The 21,010-nt window shown below is 70.8% G+C and carries 16 protein-coding genes; 4 read left to right on the forward strand and 12 right to left on the reverse strand.

The annotated features are described in order from the left end of the window. Nucleotides 1-2: 2 nt before the first annotated feature. The 12 genes from pgeF to rsmH form a co-directional block, all read right to left on the reverse strand. Nucleotides 3-740 carry a peptidoglycan editing factor PgeF gene (pgeF, locus tag ACIP79_RS13805; RefSeq protein ID WP_401222863.1) on the reverse strand — a complete coding sequence of 246 codons (738 nt, stop codon included), beginning with the start codon at nt 738-740 and terminating at the stop codon, nt 3-5. After that, nucleotides 737-1,930 carry a cell division protein FtsZ gene (gene ftsZ / locus ACIP79_RS13810; protein ID WP_387180452.1) on the reverse strand — a complete coding sequence of 398 codons (1,194 nt, stop codon included), beginning with the start codon at nt 1,928-1,930 and terminating at the stop codon, nt 737-739. The genes pgeF and ftsZ overlap by 4 nt, the downstream gene beginning before the upstream one ends. Nucleotides 1,931-2,205: 275 nt before the next feature. Then, the gene (locus tag ACIP79_RS13815; protein ID WP_401222864.1) at nt 2,206-2,991 is read right to left on the reverse strand and encodes a cell division protein FtsQ/DivIB; all 786 of its coding nucleotides are present in this window, start codon (nt 2,989-2,991) and stop codon (nt 2,206-2,208) included. 25 nt (nt 2,992-3,016) lie between these two features. After that, nucleotides 3,017-4,108 (reverse strand): undecaprenyldiphospho-muramoylpentapeptide beta-N-acetylglucosaminyltransferase, encoded by a 1,092-nt coding sequence (murG, locus tag ACIP79_RS13820; RefSeq protein WP_383681447.1) that lies wholly within the window; start codon nt 4,106-4,108, stop codon nt 3,017-3,019. A 6-nt stretch (nt 4,109-4,114) separates the two neighbouring features. Next, nucleotides 4,115-5,482 carry a putative lipid II flippase FtsW gene (gene ftsW / locus ACIP79_RS13825; protein ID WP_401222866.1) on the reverse strand — a complete coding sequence of 456 codons (1,368 nt, stop codon included), beginning with the start codon at nt 5,480-5,482 and terminating at the stop codon, nt 4,115-4,117. Nucleotides 5,483-5,627: 145 nt separating this feature from the next. Next, nucleotides 5,628-7,064 (reverse strand): UDP-N-acetylmuramoyl-L-alanine--D-glutamate ligase, encoded by a 1,437-nt coding sequence (gene murD, locus ACIP79_RS13830; protein WP_401222868.1) that lies wholly within the window; start codon nt 7,062-7,064, stop codon nt 5,628-5,630. After that, nucleotides 7,046-8,119, reverse strand: coding sequence for a phospho-N-acetylmuramoyl-pentapeptide-transferase (gene mraY, locus ACIP79_RS13835; RefSeq protein ID WP_401222870.1), 1,074 nt, complete (start codon nt 8,117-8,119; stop codon nt 7,046-7,048). The genes murD and mraY overlap by 19 nt, the downstream gene beginning before the upstream one ends. After that, entirely contained in the window at nt 8,116-9,522 is a 1,407-nt protein-coding gene (murF, locus tag ACIP79_RS13840) for a UDP-N-acetylmuramoyl-tripeptide--D-alanyl-D-alanine ligase (RefSeq protein WP_401222872.1), read from the reverse strand. Before murF ends, mraY begins: the two co-directional genes overlap by 4 nt. Before the next feature lie 4 nt (nt 9,523-9,526). Continuing rightward, nucleotides 9,527-11,050, reverse strand: a complete 1,524-nt coding sequence (locus ACIP79_RS13845; RefSeq protein WP_401223412.1) for a UDP-N-acetylmuramoyl-L-alanyl-D-glutamate--2,6-diaminopimelate ligase — start codon at nt 11,048-11,050, stop codon at nt 9,527-9,529. Between the two features lie 188 nt (nt 11,051-11,238). Then, the gene (locus ACIP79_RS13850) at nt 11,239-13,191 is read right to left on the reverse strand and encodes a peptidoglycan D,D-transpeptidase FtsI family protein (RefSeq protein ID WP_401222874.1); all 1,953 of its coding nucleotides are present in this window, start codon (nt 13,189-13,191) and stop codon (nt 11,239-11,241) included. A gap of 5 nt (nt 13,192-13,196) precedes the next feature. Then, on the reverse strand, nt 13,197-13,742 hold the full coding sequence (locus tag ACIP79_RS13855) for a hypothetical protein (RefSeq protein ID WP_401222876.1): 546 nt from the start codon (nt 13,740-13,742) through the stop codon (nt 13,197-13,199). A gap of 56 nt (nt 13,743-13,798) precedes the next feature. Next, the gene (gene rsmH / locus ACIP79_RS13860) at nt 13,799-14,755 is read right to left on the reverse strand and encodes a 16S rRNA (cytosine(1402)-N(4))-methyltransferase RsmH (RefSeq protein WP_383681438.1); all 957 of its coding nucleotides are present in this window, start codon (nt 14,753-14,755) and stop codon (nt 13,799-13,801) included. 447 nt (nt 14,756-15,202) lie between these two features. Between rsmH and ACIP79_RS13865 the strand changes: the two genes are divergently transcribed. From ACIP79_RS13865 to ACIP79_RS13880, 4 genes are all read left to right on the forward strand, one after another. Next, nucleotides 15,203-15,754 (forward strand): beta-class carbonic anhydrase, encoded by a 552-nt coding sequence (locus ACIP79_RS13865; RefSeq protein WP_401222878.1) that lies wholly within the window; start codon nt 15,203-15,205, stop codon nt 15,752-15,754. Nucleotides 15,755-16,015: 261 nt separating this feature from the next. Next, nucleotides 16,016-17,056: an AAA family ATPase gene (locus ACIP79_RS13870; RefSeq protein ID WP_387180441.1), complete on the forward strand. Its 1,041-nt coding sequence runs from the start codon at nt 16,016-16,018 to the stop codon at nt 17,054-17,056. Then, complete coding sequence (locus tag ACIP79_RS13875) at nt 17,053-18,414, forward strand: DUF58 domain-containing protein (RefSeq protein WP_383681433.1); 1,362 nt, start codon at nt 17,053-17,055, stop codon at nt 18,412-18,414. The genes ACIP79_RS13870 and ACIP79_RS13875 overlap by 4 nt, the downstream gene beginning before the upstream one ends. Continuing rightward, the gene (locus ACIP79_RS13880) at nt 18,411-20,804 is read left to right on the forward strand and encodes a DUF3488 and DUF4129 domain-containing transglutaminase family protein (RefSeq protein WP_401222881.1); all 2,394 of its coding nucleotides are present in this window, start codon (nt 18,411-18,413) and stop codon (nt 20,802-20,804) included. Before ACIP79_RS13875 ends, ACIP79_RS13880 begins: the two co-directional genes overlap by 4 nt. Nucleotides 20,805-21,010 lie beyond the last annotated feature (206 nt).

Raw genomic sequence — 21,010 nt, forward strand, 5'->3', positions numbered from 1 at the left:
TATCAGTCCAGCCAGACATAACCCGCGAGCCGCCCGGTGGTGCGGTCCCGACGGTAGGAGAAGTGGTCCGTCGACTCGAGGGTGCATACCGGCGACTTCTCCCGGTCGCGCACCCCGAGCCGTTCGAGCTGCGCGTGCACACCGGCGACCACGTCGACCGCCGGGGTGCCCCAACTCGTCTCGCCGTAGGTTGCGGGTTCGACGGCGGCGACCTCGGCGCGCATCGCCTCCGGCACCTCGTAGCAGCGGCCGCAGACCGTGGGCCCGGTGCGGACGACGATCCGGGACGGCTCGGCGCCCAGATTCACCATGGCCCGTACGGCTTCGGGGACGACCCCCGCCACCAGGCCCGGGCGTCCCGCGTGAGCGGCGGCGACGACTTCGGCGACGGGGTCGGCGAGCAGTACGGGCGTGCAGTCGGCGGTGAGCACCGCGAGCGCGAGACCCCGCTCGGCCGTGACGATCGCGTCGACCTCCGGCACCGGCCGGTCTCCCCACGGCCCGTCCACCACGGCGACGTCCTTGCCGTGCACCTGGTTCATCCAGACCACGCGCGCCGGGTCCAGACCCAGCGACTCGGCGGCCAGTTCACGATTGGTCCGTACGGCGTCGGGGTCGTCGCCGACCGCTCCGCCGAGGTTGAGCTCCTCGTACGGAACGGCGCTCACCCCGCCCCACCTGTCGGTGAAGGCGAAGTGCGCGCCGCTCGCCGTGCTCGTTCCGGAGCGCTGTCCTATCACTTCAGGAAGTCCGGCACGTCCAGCTCTTCGGCCGCGCTGTCCGAGTACGACCGGGACGGCGGGACCGGCGGGGAGACCGGGATCTCGTTGACCGGCTCCGGCGCGGGCGCCGGCGTCTCCTTGGGGGTGACGCTGCCGAGCGAGCCGAAGGACGGACGGCTGTCGGAGGAGGACCGCACCGGGGTGGGCTCCTCGCGCTTGGCCGAGGACGAGCCGAGGATGTTGTCCCGCTTGGTCGGCGGCTGGCCTCCGTCGAAGCCGGCGGCGATGACGGTGACCCGCACCTCGTCGCCGAGCGCGTCGTCGATGACCGCGCCGAAGATGATGTTGGCCTCGGGGTGCGCCGCCTCGCTCACCAGCTGGGCGGCCTCGTTGATCTCGAAGAGACCGAGGTCGGAACCGCCGGAGATGGAGAGCAGCACGCCGCGGGCGCCGTCGATGGAGGCTTCCAGGAGCGGCGAGGAGATCGCCATCTCGGCGGCGGCCACCGCGCGGTCGTCGCCGCGGGCCGAGCCGATGCCCATGAGCGCCGAACCGGCCTCGGACATCACGGACTTGACGTCGGCGAAGTCGAGGTTGATCAGACCGGGCGTGGTGATGAGATCGGTGATGCCCTGAACACCCGACAACAGGACCTGGTCCGCCGACTTGAAGGCGTCGAGGACGGAGACCTGGCGGTCCGAGATGGACAGCAGCCGGTCGTTCGGGATGACGATGAGGGTGTCGACCTCTTCGCGGAGTTCGGCGATGCCGTCCTCCGCCTGGTTGGCCCGGCGGCGCCCTTCGAAGGTGAAGGGGCGCGTGACCACGCCGATGGTGAGGGCGCCCAGCGAGCGGGCGATGTTGGCGACGACGGGTGCGCCACCGGTACCGGTGCCGCCGCCCTCGCCTGCCGTCACGAAGACCATGTCGGCCCCCTTGAGGACCTCCTCGATCTCCTCGCGGTGGTCCTCCGCCGCCTTGCGGCCGACGGCCGGGTTGGCTCCGGCGCCGAGTCCGCGGGTGAGTTCCCGGCCGACGTCGAGCTTGACGTCGGCGTCGCTCATCAACAGAGCTTGCGCGTCGGTGTTGATGGCGATGAACTCGACGCCCTTGAGACCGACCTCGATCATCCGGTTGATGGCATTGACACCACCGCCGCCGACACCGATGACTTTGATGACTGCGAGGTAGTTCTGCGGTGCTGCCACGTCGAAGGCCTCTCGCCTCGAGTTACGTGTCGTCGCCTCGCGTGTTCGCGATCCGACGACTGATGCCGAATGGGACGGTCCGAACGCCGACCCGAACCCTAACGTTGAAGTTTAGGGTTACCAGTGTGTCTGTTCCTTGGACTCTTCCGAACAGGACACTAAGTCGACAAGTGGCGCACGTTCAACGAACACGCCGAACCTCCCGTTTTTCTTTTCACCCTATGTGATCAGCCGTAGCGGCGGCCAACCAGGGTGCTGGCCTGCGCAGATGTGCGTCAACTCCCTGATGACGCAGGGGCGGTGGGAACACTCACGTCGAAGTGCCGCGCCCCGGGAGCCGCTTTCATGAGAGCGGAGAGCGTACGGGCCTTCGCCGCACCCTTCTCGCCGCTCCCCCAGTCGACGGTCCTGCCGCCCTTCAACTCCAGCGAGATGGAGTCGTACGAGAGGACCTTGACGACCTGGGTGTCGCGGGCGACGGCGGCCGGAATGTCACCGGCGACGGTCACCGCCTCGCGCACCAGCCGGTCGGCTCCGAAGCGGCGCAGACCCGCCGACCGGGACACCGTCAATTCCAGAAGGGGCACGCCATGCGGTGCGGCCGAAACCGTCGCGAACCGCACACCCTCGGCGTCCACTTCGACGAACTTTCCGCCCTTTTTCTCAATCAGGACCGGAGTGCGCTCGGTCACTTTCAGTCCGATTCCATGCGGCCAGGAACGGGTGACGTCAACCGAGTCAATTCGGGGCAATTTCCGGCGAAGTCGTTCCTCAATGGCGTCGGTGTCGATGGAAATCAGCGGCGATCCGACCGGAACACCGGCCGCGTCCCGCACCTGCTGATCCGTCAGCACCCGCATCCCGGAGGCCGACACCCGCTCCACGCGCAGCCAGTTCGAGCCGTAGAGAACCCACACCGAAGCGGCACCGAGCAACACGGCCGCGAACAAAAGGATGATGAGCGTACGAAGCCGGGGCAGCCGCCCGGCACGGGGCGGCCGGGGCGGGCCGGATTCCACCTTCTGCCGTTCACCGCGCTCGGCGGTCGTCGGTCCGGCCACGCTCCCTGCCTTCCCTCATGCGTCCCTAGTGACGGCGTGAGGCGATCGCCTCGTACACCATGCCGACGAGCAGGTCGTCGGCGTCCCGGCGGCCGAACTCGCTGGCGGCGCGGGACATCTCGTACAACCGGTGCGGGTCGCCGAGCACGGGCAGGACGTTGCCCTGGATCCACTCGGGCGTCAGTTCCGCGTCGTCGACCAGCAGTCCGCCGCCGGCCTTGACCACCGGCTGGGCGTTCAGCCGCTGTTCGCCGTTGCCGATGGGCAGCGGGACGTAGGCGGCGGGGAGCCCGACGGCGGAGAGTTCGGCGACGGTCATCGCGCCCGCACGGCAGAGCATCATGTCGGCCGCGGCGTACGCGAGGTCCATCCGGTCCACGTACGGTACCGGGATGTACGGGGGCATCCCCGGCATCTGGTGCACCTGCGGCAGTTCGTTCTTCGGGCCGACCGCGTGCAGGATCTGGATACCGGCCTGCTGGAGGTACGGGGCGACCCGCTCGATGACCTCGTTCAGGTGCCGGGCGCCCTGGGAGCCGCCCGAGACGAGCAGGGTCGGCAGCGCGGGGTCGAGCCCGAAGGCGGCGCGCGCCTCGGGGCGTACGGCGGCCCGGTCGAGGGTGGCGATGGAGCGGCGCAGCGGGATGCCGATGTAGCGGGCGCCGCGGAGCTTGCTGTCCGGGGTGGAGACGGCGACCTGGGCCGCGTACCGCGAACCGATCTTGTTGGCCAGCCCCGGCCGGGCGTTGGCCTCGTGGATGACGATCGGCACCCCGAGGCGCTTGGCCGCGAGGTAGCCGGGCAGCGCCACGTAGCCGCCGAAGCCGACGACCGCGTCGGCCTTGTTGCGCTCCAGGATCTGCTCCGCCGCCTTGATCGTGCCGCGCAGCCGCCCCGGGACGGTGATCAGCTCGGGGGTGGGCTTGCGTGGCAGCGGGACGGCGGGAATCAGCGCGAGGTCGTAGCCCCGCTCCGGTACGAGTCGGGTCTCAAGGCCGCGCTCCGTGCCCAGTGCCGTGATTCCCACGGTCGGGTCCTGCCTGCGCAGGGCGTCCGCGAGGGCGAGCGCGGGCTCGATGTGGCCGGCGGTCCCCCCGCCGGCGAGTACGACATGCACCCTAATTCACCGCTCTCCGGACGAACGCGCCGCCGAGGCACGCCGTCGCATTGTGTTCCATCTCCGAGGCCCCGCGTTTTCCCCCGCGGAGCCTCTCACCGCAGCCCGCTTTCTGCCAAAGCGGGGTTGCCGCATCGCGAGCGCCGCCCGTGCCGCGGGGTCCTCGCGGGCGAAGGCGATCAGCAGTCCGATGGCGAACATGGTCGGCAGCAGCGCGGAACCCCCGTACGAGAACAGTGGGAGCGGGACACCGGCGATCGGCAGCAGACCGAGCACCGCACCTACGTTGATCACGGCCTGGGCCGTGATCCAGGTGGTCACGCCTCCCGCGGCATACCTCACGAAGGGGTCCTCCGTGCGTCCGGCCACGCGGATACCCGCATAGCCTAGAGCCGCGAAGAGGGCGAGCACCGACAGTGTCCCCGCCAGGCCCAGTTCCTCCCCGGTGATGGCGAAGATGAAGTCCGTGTGCGCTTCGGGCAGTTGGCCCCATTTTTCCACGCTGGCGCCGAGGCCTGACCCGAAGAGCCCGCCGGAGGCCAGGGCGTAGATGCCGTGCACCGCCTGCCAGCACTGGTCGTTCGGGCCGGGGTCGGTAGCGCCGATGCAGGCGAGCCTGGCCATCCGGTTCGGGCTGGTCTTGATGAGGATGAAGCCGAGCGTCAGGGCGATGGAGAGCACGCCCGCGAAGAGCCGGGTGGGCGCTCCGGCCAGCCACAGCAGCCCGAAGAGGATGGCCGTGAGGATGATCGCGGTGCCCATGTCGCCGCCGAGCATGATCAGCCCGAGCAGCATGAAGGCGACCGGGACCAGCGGCACCAGCATGTGCTTCCACTGCGTCAGCAGCCGCTTGTCCTGTTTGCGGGCGAGCAGGTCCGCGCCCCACAGCACGAGCGCGAGCTTGCCGAACTCGCTCGGCTGGAGCTGGAAGGGGCCGCCGACGGAGATCCAGTTCTGGTTGCCGTTGACCGCCACTCCTATCCCCGGCACCTGCACGAGGATCATCAGGAAGACGGAGCCGGCCAGGATCGGGTACGCCAGCGCCCGGTGCAGCCGTACCGGCATCCGCGAGGCGGCGAGCATCAGCACGCCTCCGATGCAGGCCGCCAGGAACTGCTTCTGGAAGAAGTAGGAGCCCGGCAGCGACAGCTGCAACGCCGTGATCTGGGAGGCCGAGTAGACCATCACCAGGCCTAGCACGGTGATCAGCAGGCTGCCGCCGAGGATGAGGTAGTACGCGGTCAGCGGCCGGTCCCAGGCTTTGCGGACGCGTACGTAGAAGGTGCGTACGGGGTTGTCGTGCGGCGGCCGGGCGGCGAGGGGCCGTCTCGGGGCCCGCTGGACCGGGGGGCGGCCGGTGCGGCTGCCGGGCATCATCGGCCCCTGTCGCGGCGGGGCGGGACAGTCAGGCACAGCGTCGTGCCACCGGCGGCAGTCCGCCGGAGATACACCGACCACGATGGCGTCACGCGTCGCTCCCAAGGGTCCCGGGCGCCCGGGTCAGCGGCAGAGCCCGCCGTCAGGCGCTCGCGGCGCCGAGTTCGCGAACCGCTTCCGCGAAAGCGTCACCGCGCTTGTTGTAGTTGGCGAACATATCCATGGAAGCGCAAGCCGGCGCCAGCAGCACCGTGTCGCCCGCCTTCGCGAGCCCTCGCGCCTCCTGGACCGCCGCGAGCATCGCCCCAGTGTCGGTCCGGCCGAGGTCGACGACCGGTACTTCCGGCGCGTGTCGCGTGAGCGCTTCCCGGATGAGGGCCCGGTCGGCGCCGATCAGCACCACGCCCCGGAGCCGCTCTGCCGACTTGGCGACCAGTTCGTCGAAGGCCGCGCCCTTGGCGAGACCGCCCGCGATCCAGACGATCGACTCGTAGGCGGCCAAAGAGGCTTCCGCCGCATGGGTGTTGGTGGCCTTGGAGTCGTCGACGTAGGAGACGCCGGCCACGTCGGCGACGTGCGCGATGCGGTGGGCGTCCGGCCGGAAGGCCCGCAGACCGTCCCGTACGGCCACGGGGGGCACCCCGAAGGCGCGCGCCAGGGCCGCCGCCGCAAGCGCGTTGGCGATGTTGTGCGGTGCGGGCGGATTCACGTCCGACACCTCCGCCAGCTCCTGGGCGTTCTTCTGCCGGTTGTCGACGAAGGCGCGGTCGACCAGGATGCCGTCCACGACACCGAGTTGGGAGGGTCCGGGCGCGCCGAGGGTGAAGCCGATCGCCCGGCAGCCCTCCTCGACGTCCGCCTCGCGCACCAGTTCCTCGGTGGCCTTGTCGGCCACGTTGTAGACACAGGCGACCCGATTGCCCTCGTAGACACGGCCCTTGTCGGCGGCATACGCCTCCATGGAGCCGTGCCAGTCGAGGTGGTCGGGGGCGAGGTTCAGCACGGCGGCGGAGTGGGCGCGCAGGGAGGGCGCCCAGTGGAGCTGGTAGCTGGACAGTTCCACCGCGAGGACGTCGTACGTCTCCTCGCCGAGGACCGCGTCGAGCAGCGAGACCCCGATGTTGCCGACGGCCGCCGTGCGCAGCCCCGCGGCTTTCAGGATCGAGGCGAGCATCTGGACGGTGGTGGTCTTGCCGTTGGTGCCGGTGACCGCCAGCCAGGGGGCTGCTTCTCTACCGTCGCGGCCCCTGAGCCGCCAGGCCAGTTCGACGTCCCCCCACACCGGGACGCCGGCCTCGGCGGCCGCGGTGAACAGCGGCTTGTCGGGCTTCCAGCCGGGCGCCGTGACGATGAGGTCGGTGCCCTCCGGCAGGGTGGCGCCGTCTCCGAGGCGCACGGTGATCCCGAGCGCCGCCAGTTCCGCCGCCTGGGCCCGGGAGCGGTCGTCGTCGCCGTCGTTGACGACGGTGACGACCGCGCCGAGGCCGTGGAGCGCCCTGGCCGCCGGGATCCCGGAGACGCCGAGACCGGCGACGGTGACGTTCCTGCCCTGCCAGTTGGTCACTTCTTGGCTGCCCATCCTGCGTAGAAGAGGCCGAGACCGACGATCACGCACATGCCCTGGATGATCCAGAAGCGGACCACGACAAGGACTTCGGACCACCCCTTTAGTTCGAAGTGGTGTTGGAGTGGCGCCATGCGGAAGACACGTTTCCCGGTCATCTTGAAGGAGCCGACCTGGATGACCACCGACATGGTGATGAGGACGAACAGGCCGCCGAGCAGGGCGACCAGGATCTCCGTGCGGGAGCAGATCGCCAGACCGGCGAGCGCGCCGCCGAGGGCCAGCGAACCGGTGTCACCCATGAAGATCTTGGCCGGCGAGGTGTTCCACCACAGGAAGCCGAAGCAGGCGCCCATCAGGGCCGAGGCGACGACCGCGAGGTCCAGTGGATCCCGCACCTCGTAGCAGGCGCCTGGGTTGGTGAGGGTCTGCGCGTTGGCACAGGACTCCTGGAACTGCCAGACACCGATGAAGGTGTAGGCGCCGAACACCATCGTCGCGGCGCCGGTGGCCAGGCCGTCCAGACCGTCCGTCAGGTTCACGCCGTTGGACATGGCCAGGATCATGAACAGCGCCCAGACCACGAACAGCACCGGGCCGATGGACCAGCCGAAGTCCTGGACGAAGGAGAGCTTCGTGGACGCCGGGGTGTTGCCGCGGTTGTCGGCGAACTGGAGGGCCAGCACCGCGAAGGCGATACCGACGATCAACTGGCCGGCCATCTTCGCCTTGGCCCGCAGACCGAGCGAGCGCCGCTTGACGATCTTGATGTAGTCGTCCAGGAAGCCGACCAGGCCCATGCCCGCCATCAGGCCGAGCACCAGCAGACCCGAGAAGGTCGGCGCGTAGCCCGTGATCACCTTGGACATGAAGTACGCGATGACCGTCGCCAGGATGAAGGCGATACCACCCATGGTCGGCGTACCGCGCTTGTGGTGGTGCTCGCGCGGGCCGTCGTCGCGGATGTACTGGCCGTAGCCCTTGCGGGCCAGCAGCTTGATCAGCAGCGGAGTGCCGATCAGGGTCAGGAAGAGGCCAATGACTCCTGCGAACAGGATCTGCTTCATCATCGGGCGGCAACCTCACCCTCGGTGCCGCTTTCGAGCAGCGCGAGCGCCACCCGTTCGAGACCGACCGACCGGGACGCCTTCACGAGCACGACGTCCCCCGGGCGCAGTTCACTGCGCAACAGGTCGACAGCCGCCTGTGCGTCGGACACGTGCACCGACTCCTCACCCCACGAACCCTCGTTATATGCGCCCAGTTGGAGCCAGGACGCTTCCCTGCCCCCGACCGCGACGAGCTTGCTGACGTTGAGTCGGACGGCGAGCCGCCCGACCGCGTCGTGCTCGGCGAGCGCCTCGTCCCCGAGCTCGGCCATCTGACCGAGCACCGCCCACGTACGACGCCCTCCGCCCATGGCCACGAGCGCGCGCAGGGCGGCTCGCATGGACTCGGGGTTCGCGTTGTAGGCGTCGTTGACGACCGTCACGCCGTCCGGGCGCTCGGTGACCTCCATCCGCCAGCGGGAGAGGGTGCCCGCCTCGGAGAGCGCACCGGCGATCTCGTCTGCGGACATGCCCAGCTCATGGGCGACGGCGGCCGCGGCGAGCGCGTTCGACACGTGGTGCTCACCGTACAGGCGCATGGTCACGTCACTGCACCCGGAGGGTGTGCGAAGGCTGAAGGCGGGCTGTCCGCTCTCCGTGAGACGGACGTTCTCGGCACGTACGTCCGCTTCGTCGGACTCTCCGAAGAGAATCACACGCGCCTTCGTGCGGGATGCCATGGCGCGTACGAGGGGATCGTCGGCGTTGAGGATCGCGGCGCCGTCCTCGGGCAGGTTCTCGACCAACTCGCCCTTCGCCTGGGCGATCTGCTCGCGTCCGCCGAACTCGCCGATGTGGGCGGTCCCGACGTTGAGGACGAGGCCGACGCGCGGCGGGGTGAGCTCCGTCAGGTAGCGGATGTGGCCGATGCCCCGGGCGCCCATCTCCAGCACGAGGAAACGGGTGTCCTCGGTGGCGCTGAGCGCGGTGAGCGGCAGGCCGATCTCGTTGTTGAAGGAGCCCGGCGTGAAGACCGTCGGCGCCTTGCCGCGCAGTACCTGCGCGATGAGGTCCTTGGTGCTGGTCTTGCCCGCCGAGCCGGTGAGGGCGACGAGGGTCGCGCCGAGCCGTTCGACGACATGGCGCGCGAGGGCGCCGAGGGCCCGCTGGACGTCCGTCACGACGATCGCGGGGACACCGACGGGCCGGGAGGCCAGTACGGCCACCGCGCCCGCCTCGACGACCGCCCGGGCGAAGTCGTGGCCGTCCACGCGTTCGCCCGCGAAGGCGGCGAAGAGGCTGCCGTCCTCCACCTTTCGGGAGTCGATGACGACGGGTCCGGTGACCTGTACCGCCGGATCCGGTATGTCGTGGGTCTGCCCGCCGACGACTGCTGCGATCTCGGCGAGGGAGAGGGCGATCACAAGTTCATCCCTGGGTCTTCTGGATAGCTGCGCGAAGCACCTGGCGGTCGTCGAAGGGACGCACCACCCCGGCGATGTCCTGGCCCTGCTCGTGGCCCTTGCCCGCGACCAGGACGGTGTCGCCCGGCCGCGCGCGGGCGACGGCGGCGGCGATGGCGGCGGCCCGGTCCTCGAAGACCTGGACCTCACCGCGCTCGTGCGCCGGCACCTCCGCCGCCCCCGCGAGCATCGTGGCGAGGATCGCGAGGGGATCCTCGGAGCGGGGGTTGTCGGAGGTCAGTACGGCGGTGTCGGCGAGGCGCGCGACGGCGGCACCCATCGGCATCCGCTTCGTCGTGTCGCGGTCGCCGCCGCAGCCGAGCACCACGTGCAGGTGACCGGTCGTCACCTTGCGCAGCGCGCGCAGCACCGATTCGACGGCGTCCGTCTTGTGCGCGTAGTCGACCACCGCCAGATAGGGCTGGCCCGCGTCCACGCGCTCCAGCCGGCCCGGTACGCCCGGTACGGCGGCGATGCCGTCGGCGGCGGTCTGCGGGTCGAGGCCGGCCACGGCGAGGGAGACCAGCGCGGCGAGCGAGTTCGCCACGTTGAAGGGGCCGGCGAGCGGCGACCTGGCGGTGATCCGCTCGCCCTTGGGGCCGATGGCGGTGAACGTCGAGTCCATGGGGCCCACTTCGACGTCCTCGGCGCGCCAGTCGGCGTCGGGGTGGCCCTCCGCGGAGAAGGTGACGACCGGGACGGTGGCCTCCTTGGCCAGCCGGCGCCCGTACTCGTCGTCGACGTTGACCACGGCGAGCTTGCTGCGTTCCGGCGTGAACAGCTGCGCCTTGGCCCGGAAGTAGTCCTCCATGTCGGAGTGGAACTCCATGTGTTCCGGGCTGAGGTTGGTGAAGACGGCGATGTCGAAGACGCAGGCGTCGACCCGGCCGAGGACCAGGGCGTGGCTGGAGACCTCCATGGCGACCGCCTCGACCCCGCGTTCGCGCATGACCGCGAACAGCGCCTGGAGGTCGGTGGCTTCGGGCGTCGTGCGCTCCGACTTGATGCGCTCGTCGCCGATCCGCATCTCGACGGTGCCGATCAGGCCGGTGGAGCGGACCGTCCGCAGCCCGCCCTCGACGAGATAGGCCGTGGTGGTCTTGCCGGAGGTCCCGGTGATGCCGATCTGGAGCAGGTCGCGTCCGGGGTGGCCGTAGATCGTGGCCGCCAGCTCGCCCATCCGGCCGCGCGGGTCCTCGACGACGAGGACCGGCAGGCCGGTGGCCGCGGCGCGTTCGGCGCCGGTCGGGTCCGTCAGCACGGCGACGGCACCGAGGCCCGCCGCCTGCGTGACGAAGTCGGAGCCGTGCAGTCGGGCGCCCGGCAGCGCGGCGTACAGATCGCCGGGGCGCACGGCGCGGGAGTCATGGGTGATCCCCGTGACCTCTCCGGCGGCGCTCCCCGGCGCGTCGACACCGAGCTGATCGGCGAGTTCCGCCAGCGGGGTGGCGGAGTTCTGAACCGGTCGTGGCGGCCCCGGATATGTCACAGGAACGCCCTTCTGGGTGGTTTGGGACTGATCAGCGTCTGGCACGGCGGTGAGCGTACCGGGCGCACCCCCGCCGGAGCGAAGTGAGGGCGTGGACGGGCCGTCCGGCGGGAGGTGCGGCACGGCGTGGTTCCCGGGATCGGGGGTGATCGTTGTCACGAGCTGTTCCTGGCTTGTTTCCGTGCTGATCAGGGCGTGAAGGTCACGGGGAGATTCGCGGCCTCGGCCCCGGTGGGCGGTACCTGAAGGGTCTTCAGGGCGAACTCCATCACCTCCTTGTAGATGGGCCCGCAGATCTGGCCGCCGAAGTAGCTGCCCTTGGTGGCGTTCTGGATGGCGCAGTACACGGTGATCCGGGGGTTGTCGGCGGGTGCGAACCCGGCGAACGACGACGTGTAGCCGTTGTACTTGCCGGTGGCCGGATCCACGCGGTTGGCCGTACCCGTCTTGCCCGCGACGCGGTAGCCGGGAATGCGCGCCTTGGTACCGGTGCCCTGTTCGTCGTCGACGACGGACTCCAGCATCTGGGCGAGGGTCTTCGCCGTCTTCTGGCTGACGACCCTGGTCTTCTTCGGTTCGGCGGCGGGTGTGAAGCGGCCGTCGGCCCCCTTCGTGCCGCGCACCAGCGTGGGTTCGACGCGCACTCCGCCGTTGGCGATCGTCGAGTAGACGGAGGCCGCCTGGAGCGCGTTGATGGACACGCCCTGGCCGAAAGGAATCGTGTACTGCTGCGAGGTCGACCAGTCCTGCGGTGCGGCGAGGATGCCCTTCGTCTCACCGGGGAAGCCCAGCCCGGTGTAGCCGCCGATGCCGAACTTGCGCAGATACGAGTAGAGGACCTGGTTGGCCTGCTTCTGTGTCTTGCCGAGCTGTCCGGTCGCCAGGATGGTGCCGATGTTGCTGGACTTGGCGAGCACGCCGTTGAGCGTCAGGTTCCAGGTCGGGTGGTCGATGTCGTCCTGGAAGAGGCGGTCGCCCCGCTGGAGCCGGTTGGGCACGACCACGTGCGTGGCTGGCGTGGCGACGTTCTCCTCCAGTACGGCGGCCATCGACATGACCTTGGCGGTGGAACCGGGCTCGTAGGCGTCCTGGACGGCCGCGTTGCCGAGGGCCGCCGGGTCGGCCTCGGAGAGGTCGTTCGGGTCGAAGCCGGGCGAGTTGGCCATGGCGAGGATCTCGCCGGTCCGCGTGTCCTGCACTATCACGTACCCGCTGTCCGCCTGGGACTTCCTCACCTGCTCGGAGATGGCGTTCTGCGCGGCCCACTGGATGTCGCGGTCGATGGTCAGCTCGAAGTCGGAGCCGGCCACGGCGGGCGTCTCGGTGGAACCCGCGGTGGGGACCTGGAGGCCGCCGGACTGCGCGTAGCGGATCTCGCCGTCCTTGCCCGCCAGTTCCTTGTTCAGCGCCTGCTCGAGACCGCCGCCGCCCTTGCCGTCGGCGTTGACCCAGCCCAGTATCCCGGCGGCCAGATCGCCGTTCGGGTACACGCGCTTGCTGGCGGGGACCGCGACGATGCCTCCGAGGACGTTGACCGTGCCCGGGTCGGTCTCGGCCTTGGCCGCGAGCGTGTTCCTCAGGTCCTTGATCTGCTTCCAGACCTGGGGGGTCTGGCGGTTGGCCAGCAGGGTGTAGCGGGTGTTCTTCGTCCTCAGCTTCTTGGCGACCTTGTCCACGTCCTGGCCGAGGATCGGGGCGAGCAGCGCCGCGGCCTGTTCGGGCGCGTCCTTCGTCTTCGTGGCCTTCTCGGTGAACAGGGTGGGGTCGGCCGTGATGTCGTACGCGTCCACGCTGGCCGCCAGTTCGACGCCGTTGCGGTCCGTGATCCCGCCGCGCTCGGCGGCGAGCGTGCGCCCCACGTACCGGTTCTGCTCGGCCTTGGCGACATAGGTGCTCGCGTCCACGGCCTGCACCTGGAGCAGCCGTACGACGAAGGCGATCATCACCAGGGTCAGCGCGAGGCTGACCATGCGGAGCCGGGGGCGCGGGCTGCCGAGGCGGATGACACGGGGGCCGCTCGGCCTCGACGAGGCGGGGCGGCGCGGTGGGCGGGCCCCTGGCCCCGGGCGTCGTCGGCCTTGGGGACGTACGGGCCTGGCGGGGCCGGGCACTCGGCGGCGCGGCGGTTCCCTGTCGGACACTTCCGTCACCTGCCGGGGATCGTGGGGAGCTGCGCGGACGGGATGGAGGGCTGTTCGGTGGTGGCTGCCACGGAAGGCGTCGGCTCCGGGGCAGGCGCCGGGGGCACGGTCGGAACGGGGGTCGGGCCCGGTCCGGGGGCGAGCGCCTCGGGCGGGCGCATCACCGGCCGGTACGCGGCGGACTGCCCGGCGGCCGCTCCGGGGACGCCCTTGACGCTGCCGTCCGGGCCGAGGAACGCCGGGTCGCCGCCGGGGACCATGCCCAGTTCGCGGGCCCGGAGCTGGAGGGCGTCGGGGGCCGCGTAGGCGTCCACGTCCCGCTGGAGCGCCTGTTCCTCGTCGGTGAGCGTCTTGGTGTCCTTCTGCAGGTCGTCGAGCTGGAAAGACCCGGCGCTGATCGCGGAGTTCAGCACGAGGAGACCGATGAGGCCGCCGCCGAGCAGCAGCACCACCAGCAGGACGAAGGGAGTACGGGCGGCTGTTCCGGCACCGGCCGGGAGAAGCCGGGCGAGCCGGGCCGCCCGCCCTCTCAGTTCGGGTTTCCTACGCACGCGCCCTCCCTGTGGGTTCGGGTTTCCGACTCACTCGCCCTCCCTCTCCCCGCGCCTCACTCGGCTTCCTCCCGGATGCGCTGGGCACCGCGCAGCCGGGCGGGAGCCGCCCGCCGGTTCTCGGCGACCTCTTCCTCGGTGGGAAGTTCGGCACCGCGCGTGAGCAGCTTGAGCCGGGGCTGGTAGCGCTCCGGTACGACCGGCAGGCCGGGCGGCGCCGTGTTGGCGGCGCCGGCCGCGAACACCTGCTTCACCAGCCGGTCCTCCAGCGAGTGGTACGACAGGACGGCGATCCGCCCGTCGAGCGCGAGCGCCTGTACGGCTGCCGGAATCGCCTTCTCCAGGACGCTGAGTTCGCCGTTGACCTCGATGCGCAGCGCCTGGAAGGTGCGCTTGGCGGGGTTTCCGCCGGTGCGCTTGGCGGCCTGGGGCAGCGAGTCGCGGATCAGCTCGACGAGCCGGGCGCTGTTGCTGAAGGGCTCCTTGTCGCGTTCGCGCACGACCGCGGACACGATCCGCTTGGCCTGCTTCTCCTCGCCGTACGCCCGCAGGATCCGCACCAGTTCGCCCGGCGGGTAGGTGTTGAGTACCTCGGCCGCGCTCATGCCGGTCGTCTGGTCCATGCGCATGTCGAGCGGAGCGTCCTGGGCGTACGCGAACCCGCGGTCCGCCTCGTCGAGTTGCATGGAGGAGACGCCGAGGTCGAACAGGACGCCCTGGACGCGGGGGGTGCCGAGGCGGTCGAGTACGTCGGGGAGTTCGTCGTAGACGGCGTGCACGAGGGTGGCGCGGTCACCGAAGGGGGCGAGCCGCTCCCCGGAGAGGCGCAGCGCCTCCTTGTCACGGTCCAGGGCCACGAGCCGGGCCTCGGGGAAGCGGGTGAGGAGCGCCTCGCTGTGGCCGCCGAGTCCCAGGGTGCAGTCGACGACGACGGCGCCGGGCCCGGTCAGGGCCGGGGCCAACATGTCCAGGCACCGCTGGAGCATCACCGGGACGTGTCGACTCTGGCTCAAGGGGCCCTCTCAGATCCGGCGTGGCCGTACGCACCGCCGGGTCCCCGCCCTCCCCCAGCGAACGCTGGGGGGACCCCGGAGAAGGGGAGGCCCGCCGACGCCGGGACACTGGCGTCAGCCGACCGGGAACGGGAGGAGGCCGAGCCGTACGTACGCGCCGCGCACGTGGGGAAACGCCGGTGGATCGCCGGGTTTCCGGGGAAAACAGTCCAGCAGGGAGGGCCTCGCCTCCCGCTTCGCGTCACTTTAGTCCACGGTGTCTCACGGTCAATCAACCGGCATGCGCGTCGTGAGTCCCGCTCCCGATGAAGCCGTAAATCGGAAAGAACAACCCATATGGGCGAGGCGGCACCGCCCGTGTGGGTTACCTCACAACAAGCCACGATGGCGTTCTTTGTCCCTTCTCACGACAGGACCGCTTCCCGGGTGACCAGTACCGTCATAGGTATGACGACCTCCGCATCCGTGCCCACCGAGCCCGAAGGCGCCATATCCCGCGACGGCAGCACCGTCACCGACGGCCTCGTCGCGGCGAACCAGCGGTACGCCGCCGCGTTCGCCGATCCGGGGATGGACGCCCGCCCCGTCCTGCACGTCGCGGTGGTCGCGTGCATGGACGCGCGGCTCGACCTGCACGCCGCCCTCGGCCTTGAGCTGGGCGACTGCCACACCATCCGCAACGCCGGCGGCGTGGTCACCGACGACGTGATCCGCTCCCTCACGATCAGCCAGCGGGCACTCGGCACCCGCAGCGTCGCCCTCATCCACCACACGGGCTGCGGCCTGGAGTCGCTCACCGAGGAGTTCCGGCACGACCTGGAGATGGAGGTCGGCCAGCGCCCCGCCTGGGCGGTCGAGGCCTTCCGGGACGTCGAGCAGGACGTACGGCAGTCGATGCAGCGCGTGCGCACCTCTCCGTTCCTGCTGCACACGGACGACGTGCGGGGCTTCGTCTTCGACGTCACGACCGGTCTGCTGCGCGAGATCGACCCGGCCTGACCCCGCCACCGGCCCCGGCGACGGCCGCCGGAACCCCCGTGGGACTCTCTCTTCACTAAAAAATCATGACCCTTCGATCCCTAAAGAGTCACAAGACAGACATATCGCGGCCAGTTATCCACAGGCGGATGACACGAACCGGTAACGGCAACAAGAATGCGGTTGTGGCGTCACGCGGAACTTTTCCCGCGTGGTGTCCGTGTTTCGAGGTGGGCCGGTCCGCACAGGGCGTCGGCCCGCGAAAGGGCCGAGGAGGGCCGGGTGACGACCTATGACGATCGAGCGAGCCTTACGGATCTGACCGCCACTGTGGAGCGTGTCCGCAGTTCGGTGGAAGGGGTGATCGAGGGCAAGCCTGAGGTCGTACGGCTTTCGCTGACCGTGCTGCTCGCCGAGGGCCATCTTCTGATCGAGGATGTTCCGGGCGTGGGCAAGACCATGCTCGCCAAGGCGCTGGCGCAGTCCATCGACTGCTCGGTGCGCCGTATTCAGTTCACGCCCGACCTGCTGCCCTCGGACATCACAGGTGTGTCCATCTGGGACCAGCAGCGCCGGGACTTCGAGTTCAAGCCTGGCGCGATCTTCGCGCAGATCGTGATCGGCGACGAGATCAACCGCGCCTCGCCCAAGACCCAGTCGGCACTCCTGGAGTCGATGGAGGAGCGCCAGGTCACCATCGACGGGACCACCTACGAACTGCCCAGCCCCTTCATGGTGGTGGCCACGCAGAACCCCGTGGAGATGGAGGGCACCTACCCGCTGCCCGAGGCCCAGCGCGACCGTTTCATGGCCCGCGTCTCCATCGGCTATCCCAGCGCGGAGGCCGAGTTGCAGATGCTGGACATCCACGGCGGGGTCAACCCCCTGGACGACCTCCAGCCGGTGGCGCACGCGCACGAGATCGTGAAGCTGATCGACGCGGTCCGCAGCGTCCACGTCGCCGACGCGGTACGGCGGTACGCGGTGGAGCTGGTCGGGGCCACGCGCACGCACCCCGATCTCAGACTCGGCGCCTCGCCGCGCGCCACGCTGCACCTGTTGCGCGCCGCGAAGGCGTCAGCCGCCCTCAGCGGCCGGGACTACGCACTGCCGGACGACATCCAGGCACTCGCCGTGGCGGTCCTGGCCCACCGTCTGCTGCCCACGGCACAGGCCCAGTTGAACCGGCGCACTGCCGAGCAGGTCGTCCAGGAGATCCTCCAGCGCACCGCCGTTCCGGCCGCGCCCCAGCAGCAGCCCGGCTTCACGGTGGGCCGCGGTGCGACGGCCTACGGCCAGCAGCCGCCGCGGAGGCTTGGATGACGCAAGGAGGGACGGGGTACACCGCCGAGGAGGACAAGGGCGGGGTACGCACAGCGCTCGCCGGGCTCACCACCCGGGGGCGCTCCTTCCTGGCCGCCGGAATCGCGGCCGCGATCTGCGCGTACGTCCTGGGACAGAGCGACCTGCTCCGGGTCGGCCTGCTCCTCGCGACCCTCCCCCTGGTCTGCGCGACCGTGCTCTACCGCACCCGCTACCGGGTCTCCGGCAGCCGCAGGCTCGCCCCCGCGCGTGTCCCCGCCGGCTCGGAGGCCCGGGTGCACCTGCGGATGGACAACGTCTCGCGGCTGCCCACCGGACTGCTGATGCTCCAGGACCGGGTGCCGTACGTGCTCGGTCCGCGGCCCCGCTTCGTCCTGGACCGGGTGGAGGCGGGCGGCCGCCGCGAGGTGTCCTACCGAGTCCGCTCGGACCTGCGCGGCCGCTACCCTCTGGGCCCGCTGCAACTGCGGCTCACGGACCCCTTCGGAATGTGCGAACTGACGCGTTCCTTCTCGACGTACGACACCCTGACGGTCATCCCGCGCGTGGAGCCGCTGCCGCCGGTACGGCTGACCGGCGAGGCGAAGGGGTACGGCGACGGAAGGCAGCGCTCGCTGGCCCTGGCGGGCGAGGACGACATCATCCCGCGTGGCTACCGCTACGGCGACGATCTGCGCCGGGTGCACTGGCGCCTGACCGCGCGCTACGGCGAGTTGATGGTCCGCCGCGAGGAGCAGCCACAGCGCTCCCGCTGCACGGTGCTGCTCGACACCCGCGGCATCGCCTACGACGGCGCGGGCCCGGACTCGGCCTTCGAGTGGGCGGTGTCGGGCGCGGCGTCCTCCCTGGTGCACATGCTCGAACGGGGCTTCTCGGTACGGCTGTTGACCGACACCGGCAGCTCGGTGCCCGGTGAGGGCGCGGACGGGTTCACGGGCGCGAGCCAGGAGTCGGCGGACGCGGCCGGGCTGATGATGGACACCCTCGCCGTCGTCGACCACTCGGACGGCACAGGGCTGTCCCGCGCGTACGACGTGCTGCGCGGCGGCAACGAAGGGCTGCTGATCGCCTTCCTCGGCGACCTGGACGAGGAACAGGCCACGGTGCTCGCCAAGATGCGCCAGCGCAGCGGCGGGGCCGTCGCCTTCCTGCTGGACAGCGAGGCGTGGATGCGGGAACCCAACGACGTCCCCGGACCGTTGGACAACAGCGAGGATCAACTGCGCATGCTGCGCGAGGCGGGCTGGACGGCCGTGCGAGTGCCGCGGGGGGCGGGAATGGCCGACCTGTGGCGTGAGGCGGACCGGCAGCGCACGGGTGTGGCGTCGACGGGAACGACTGGGGGTGGTGGTGCGTGAGCGGGCGTGCGCGACTGGCGGTGTTCGCGGCGGCGGCCACCCTGATGGCCGCGTGTGCGCTGCTGCCGCTGGTCGATCCGGCCACCTGGCTCTTCCAGGCGGCGTTCCTGCTGTCGATCCAGTCCGGTGTGGGCGCGCTGACCCGGCGGGTTCCGCTGGCCAGGCCGCTGACCGTGGCGGCGCAGGCGTTGGTGACGCTGCTGCTGCTGACGCTGGTCTTCGCCAGGGAACAGGCCTTCCTCGGGATCATCCCCGGGCCCGAGGCGTTCGACCGGTTCGGGATGCTGCTCCAGGCCGGCGGTGACGATGTCGGGCGGTTCGCGATCCCGGCGCCGCTGTCCGACGGCATCCGGCTGATGCTGGTCGGCGGCGTCCTGGTGATCGGGCTGGCGGTGGACGCCCTCGCGGTGACGTTCCGCAGCGCGGCTCCGGCCGGACTCCCGCTGCTCGCGCTGTACTCGGTCGCGGCGGGGCTGTCCGGCGGCGGTGCCGCCTGGCTGTGGTTCCTGCTCGCGGCCGTCGGCTATCTGCTCCTCCTGCTCGCCGAGGGCCGCGACCGGCTCTCACAGTGGGGCCGTGTCTTCGGCGGAGCTTCCCGCGCGGCGGGCCCCGAGGCCCCGGACGTCGCCGTCGCGCCCGTCCGCACCGGACGGCGCATCGGCGCGGTCGCCCTGGGCATCGCGCTGGTGGTGCCGCTCGCCCTGCCCTCCCTCGACGGCGGCCTGCTGGACGCCGCGGGTGGCGGCGTCGGTTCGGGCTCCGGTGGCGGCGGCACGATCTCCGCGGTGAACCCGCTGGTCTCGCTCCGCGACAGCCTGAACGTGGACGAGGACCGCGAGGTCATGTCCTACCGCACCAACTCCGAAGACACCCAGGACATGTATCTGCGGATCGTCTCCCTGGACGACTTCGACGGGACGGCCTGGAAGCCGGCCCAGCGGCACATCGTCGACGTGCCGGACACGTTCCCCTCGCCCATCGGCCTCGGGGGCGACGTCCAGCGCAGCACGATCAGGACCCGCGTCTCGGCGGCCGACTGGTACGCGCAGGACTGGCTCCCGATGCCCTACCCGGCCAGCGAGGTCGAGATCGGCGGCAGCTGGCGGTACGAGCCGGTGGGCCGCACCCTCGTGGGCGACCACGGGCAGAACACCCGGGGCGTGCGGTACGAGGTGACGAGCCTGCTCGTGCAGCCGACGGCGGAGCAGCTCGCGGACGCGCCCGAGCCGGATCCGGCCCTGAAGCGCGAGTTCACCGAGGTGCCCGACTCGCTGCCCTCGGTCGTGGCCGACACGGCGGCGGAGGTCACGGCGGGCTCCGCCAACCACTACGAGCAGGCGGTCAAGCTCCAGGACTTCTTCGCGGTGAGCGGCGGATTCACCTACGACACGGAGGTGCAGGTCGGCAGCGGCTCCGCGGCGATCGCGCGCTTCCTGAAGGACAGGGAGGGCTTCTGCGTCCACTTCTCCTTCGCGATGGCCGCGATGGCCCGCACGCTGGGCATACCGGCCCGTGTCGCGGTGGGATTCACGCCCGGCTCCGCGCAGCCCGACGGTTCGATGACGGTGGGGCTGAAGGACGCGCACGCCTGGCCCGAGCTGTACTTCGAGGGAGTGGGCTGGACGCGCTTCGAGCCGACCCCGAACCGCGGCTCGGTTCCGGATTACACCCAGCCGGAGACGTCCGGTACGGACGTGCCGGCCGTGCCGCAGCCGACGGAGTCGGCGTCCACGGCACCTTCCGCCGAGGCGTCGGCCAGCGAGAGCTGCACGACGCAGGAGCGGAAGCTCGAAGCCTGCGCGAGCGAGTCGGCGCTGGCCGCGGTCGGCTCGGACGACGACGGCCTGCCGTGGCTCCAGATCCTGGGGCTGGCTCTGGCCGGGCTCCTGGTGCTGGGTGTGCCGCTGTTGCCGATGCTGTGGCGCATGCGGATAAGGTCCCTGCGGCTCGGCGGGCACGGACGCACCGAGGCGGACGTCCCGGTGTACACGCTGGGTGCCTGGCTGGAAGTGACCGATACGGCGTGGGACCACGGCATCGAGCCGGACGATTCGCTGACGCCCCGCAAGGCCGCCGCGCGGATAGTCCGTATCGGGCAGCTCGATCCGGCGGCCCAGGACGCGGTGCACCGGCTGGCGGCGGCCGTGGAGCAGGTGCTCTACGCGCCGAATCCGCGTGCCACGCCGGGCCTCGCGGAAGACGCCCGTCAGATCGCGGGCTCCTTCCACGCCTCGGCGAGCCGCCCTGCCCGTCTCCGCGCACTCCTCGCCCCTCGCTCGGCCATCCGGGTGGCGTGGGCGGCCTCGGACCGCTGGACGGCCCTGACCCGGAGCCTCGCGGCCCGGTGGGAGACCCTGGTCCACCGCCCCTCGGCGGGCCAGCACAGCTGAGTCGAGCACCTGCGTGCGGCCCTCTCCCCGGCTGGGGTGGGGGCCGTTCGCGGTTGGCGCCGACGGTGGCGAGTCACCCCGGCGGACGCTCACCCCGACGGAGACAGGCCCGCGGTGGCGGGCCACCAGCACCGCTGCGCTCACGAGGTATCGGCACCGCGCGCCGCTCACTCCCCCGAGCTCTCGGCTTCGCCGCACTCCGGTTC

It is taken from the genome of Streptomyces sp. NPDC088747 (assembly GCF_044751025.1).
GTDB lineage: Bacteria > Actinomycetota > Actinomycetes > Streptomycetales > Streptomycetaceae > Streptomyces.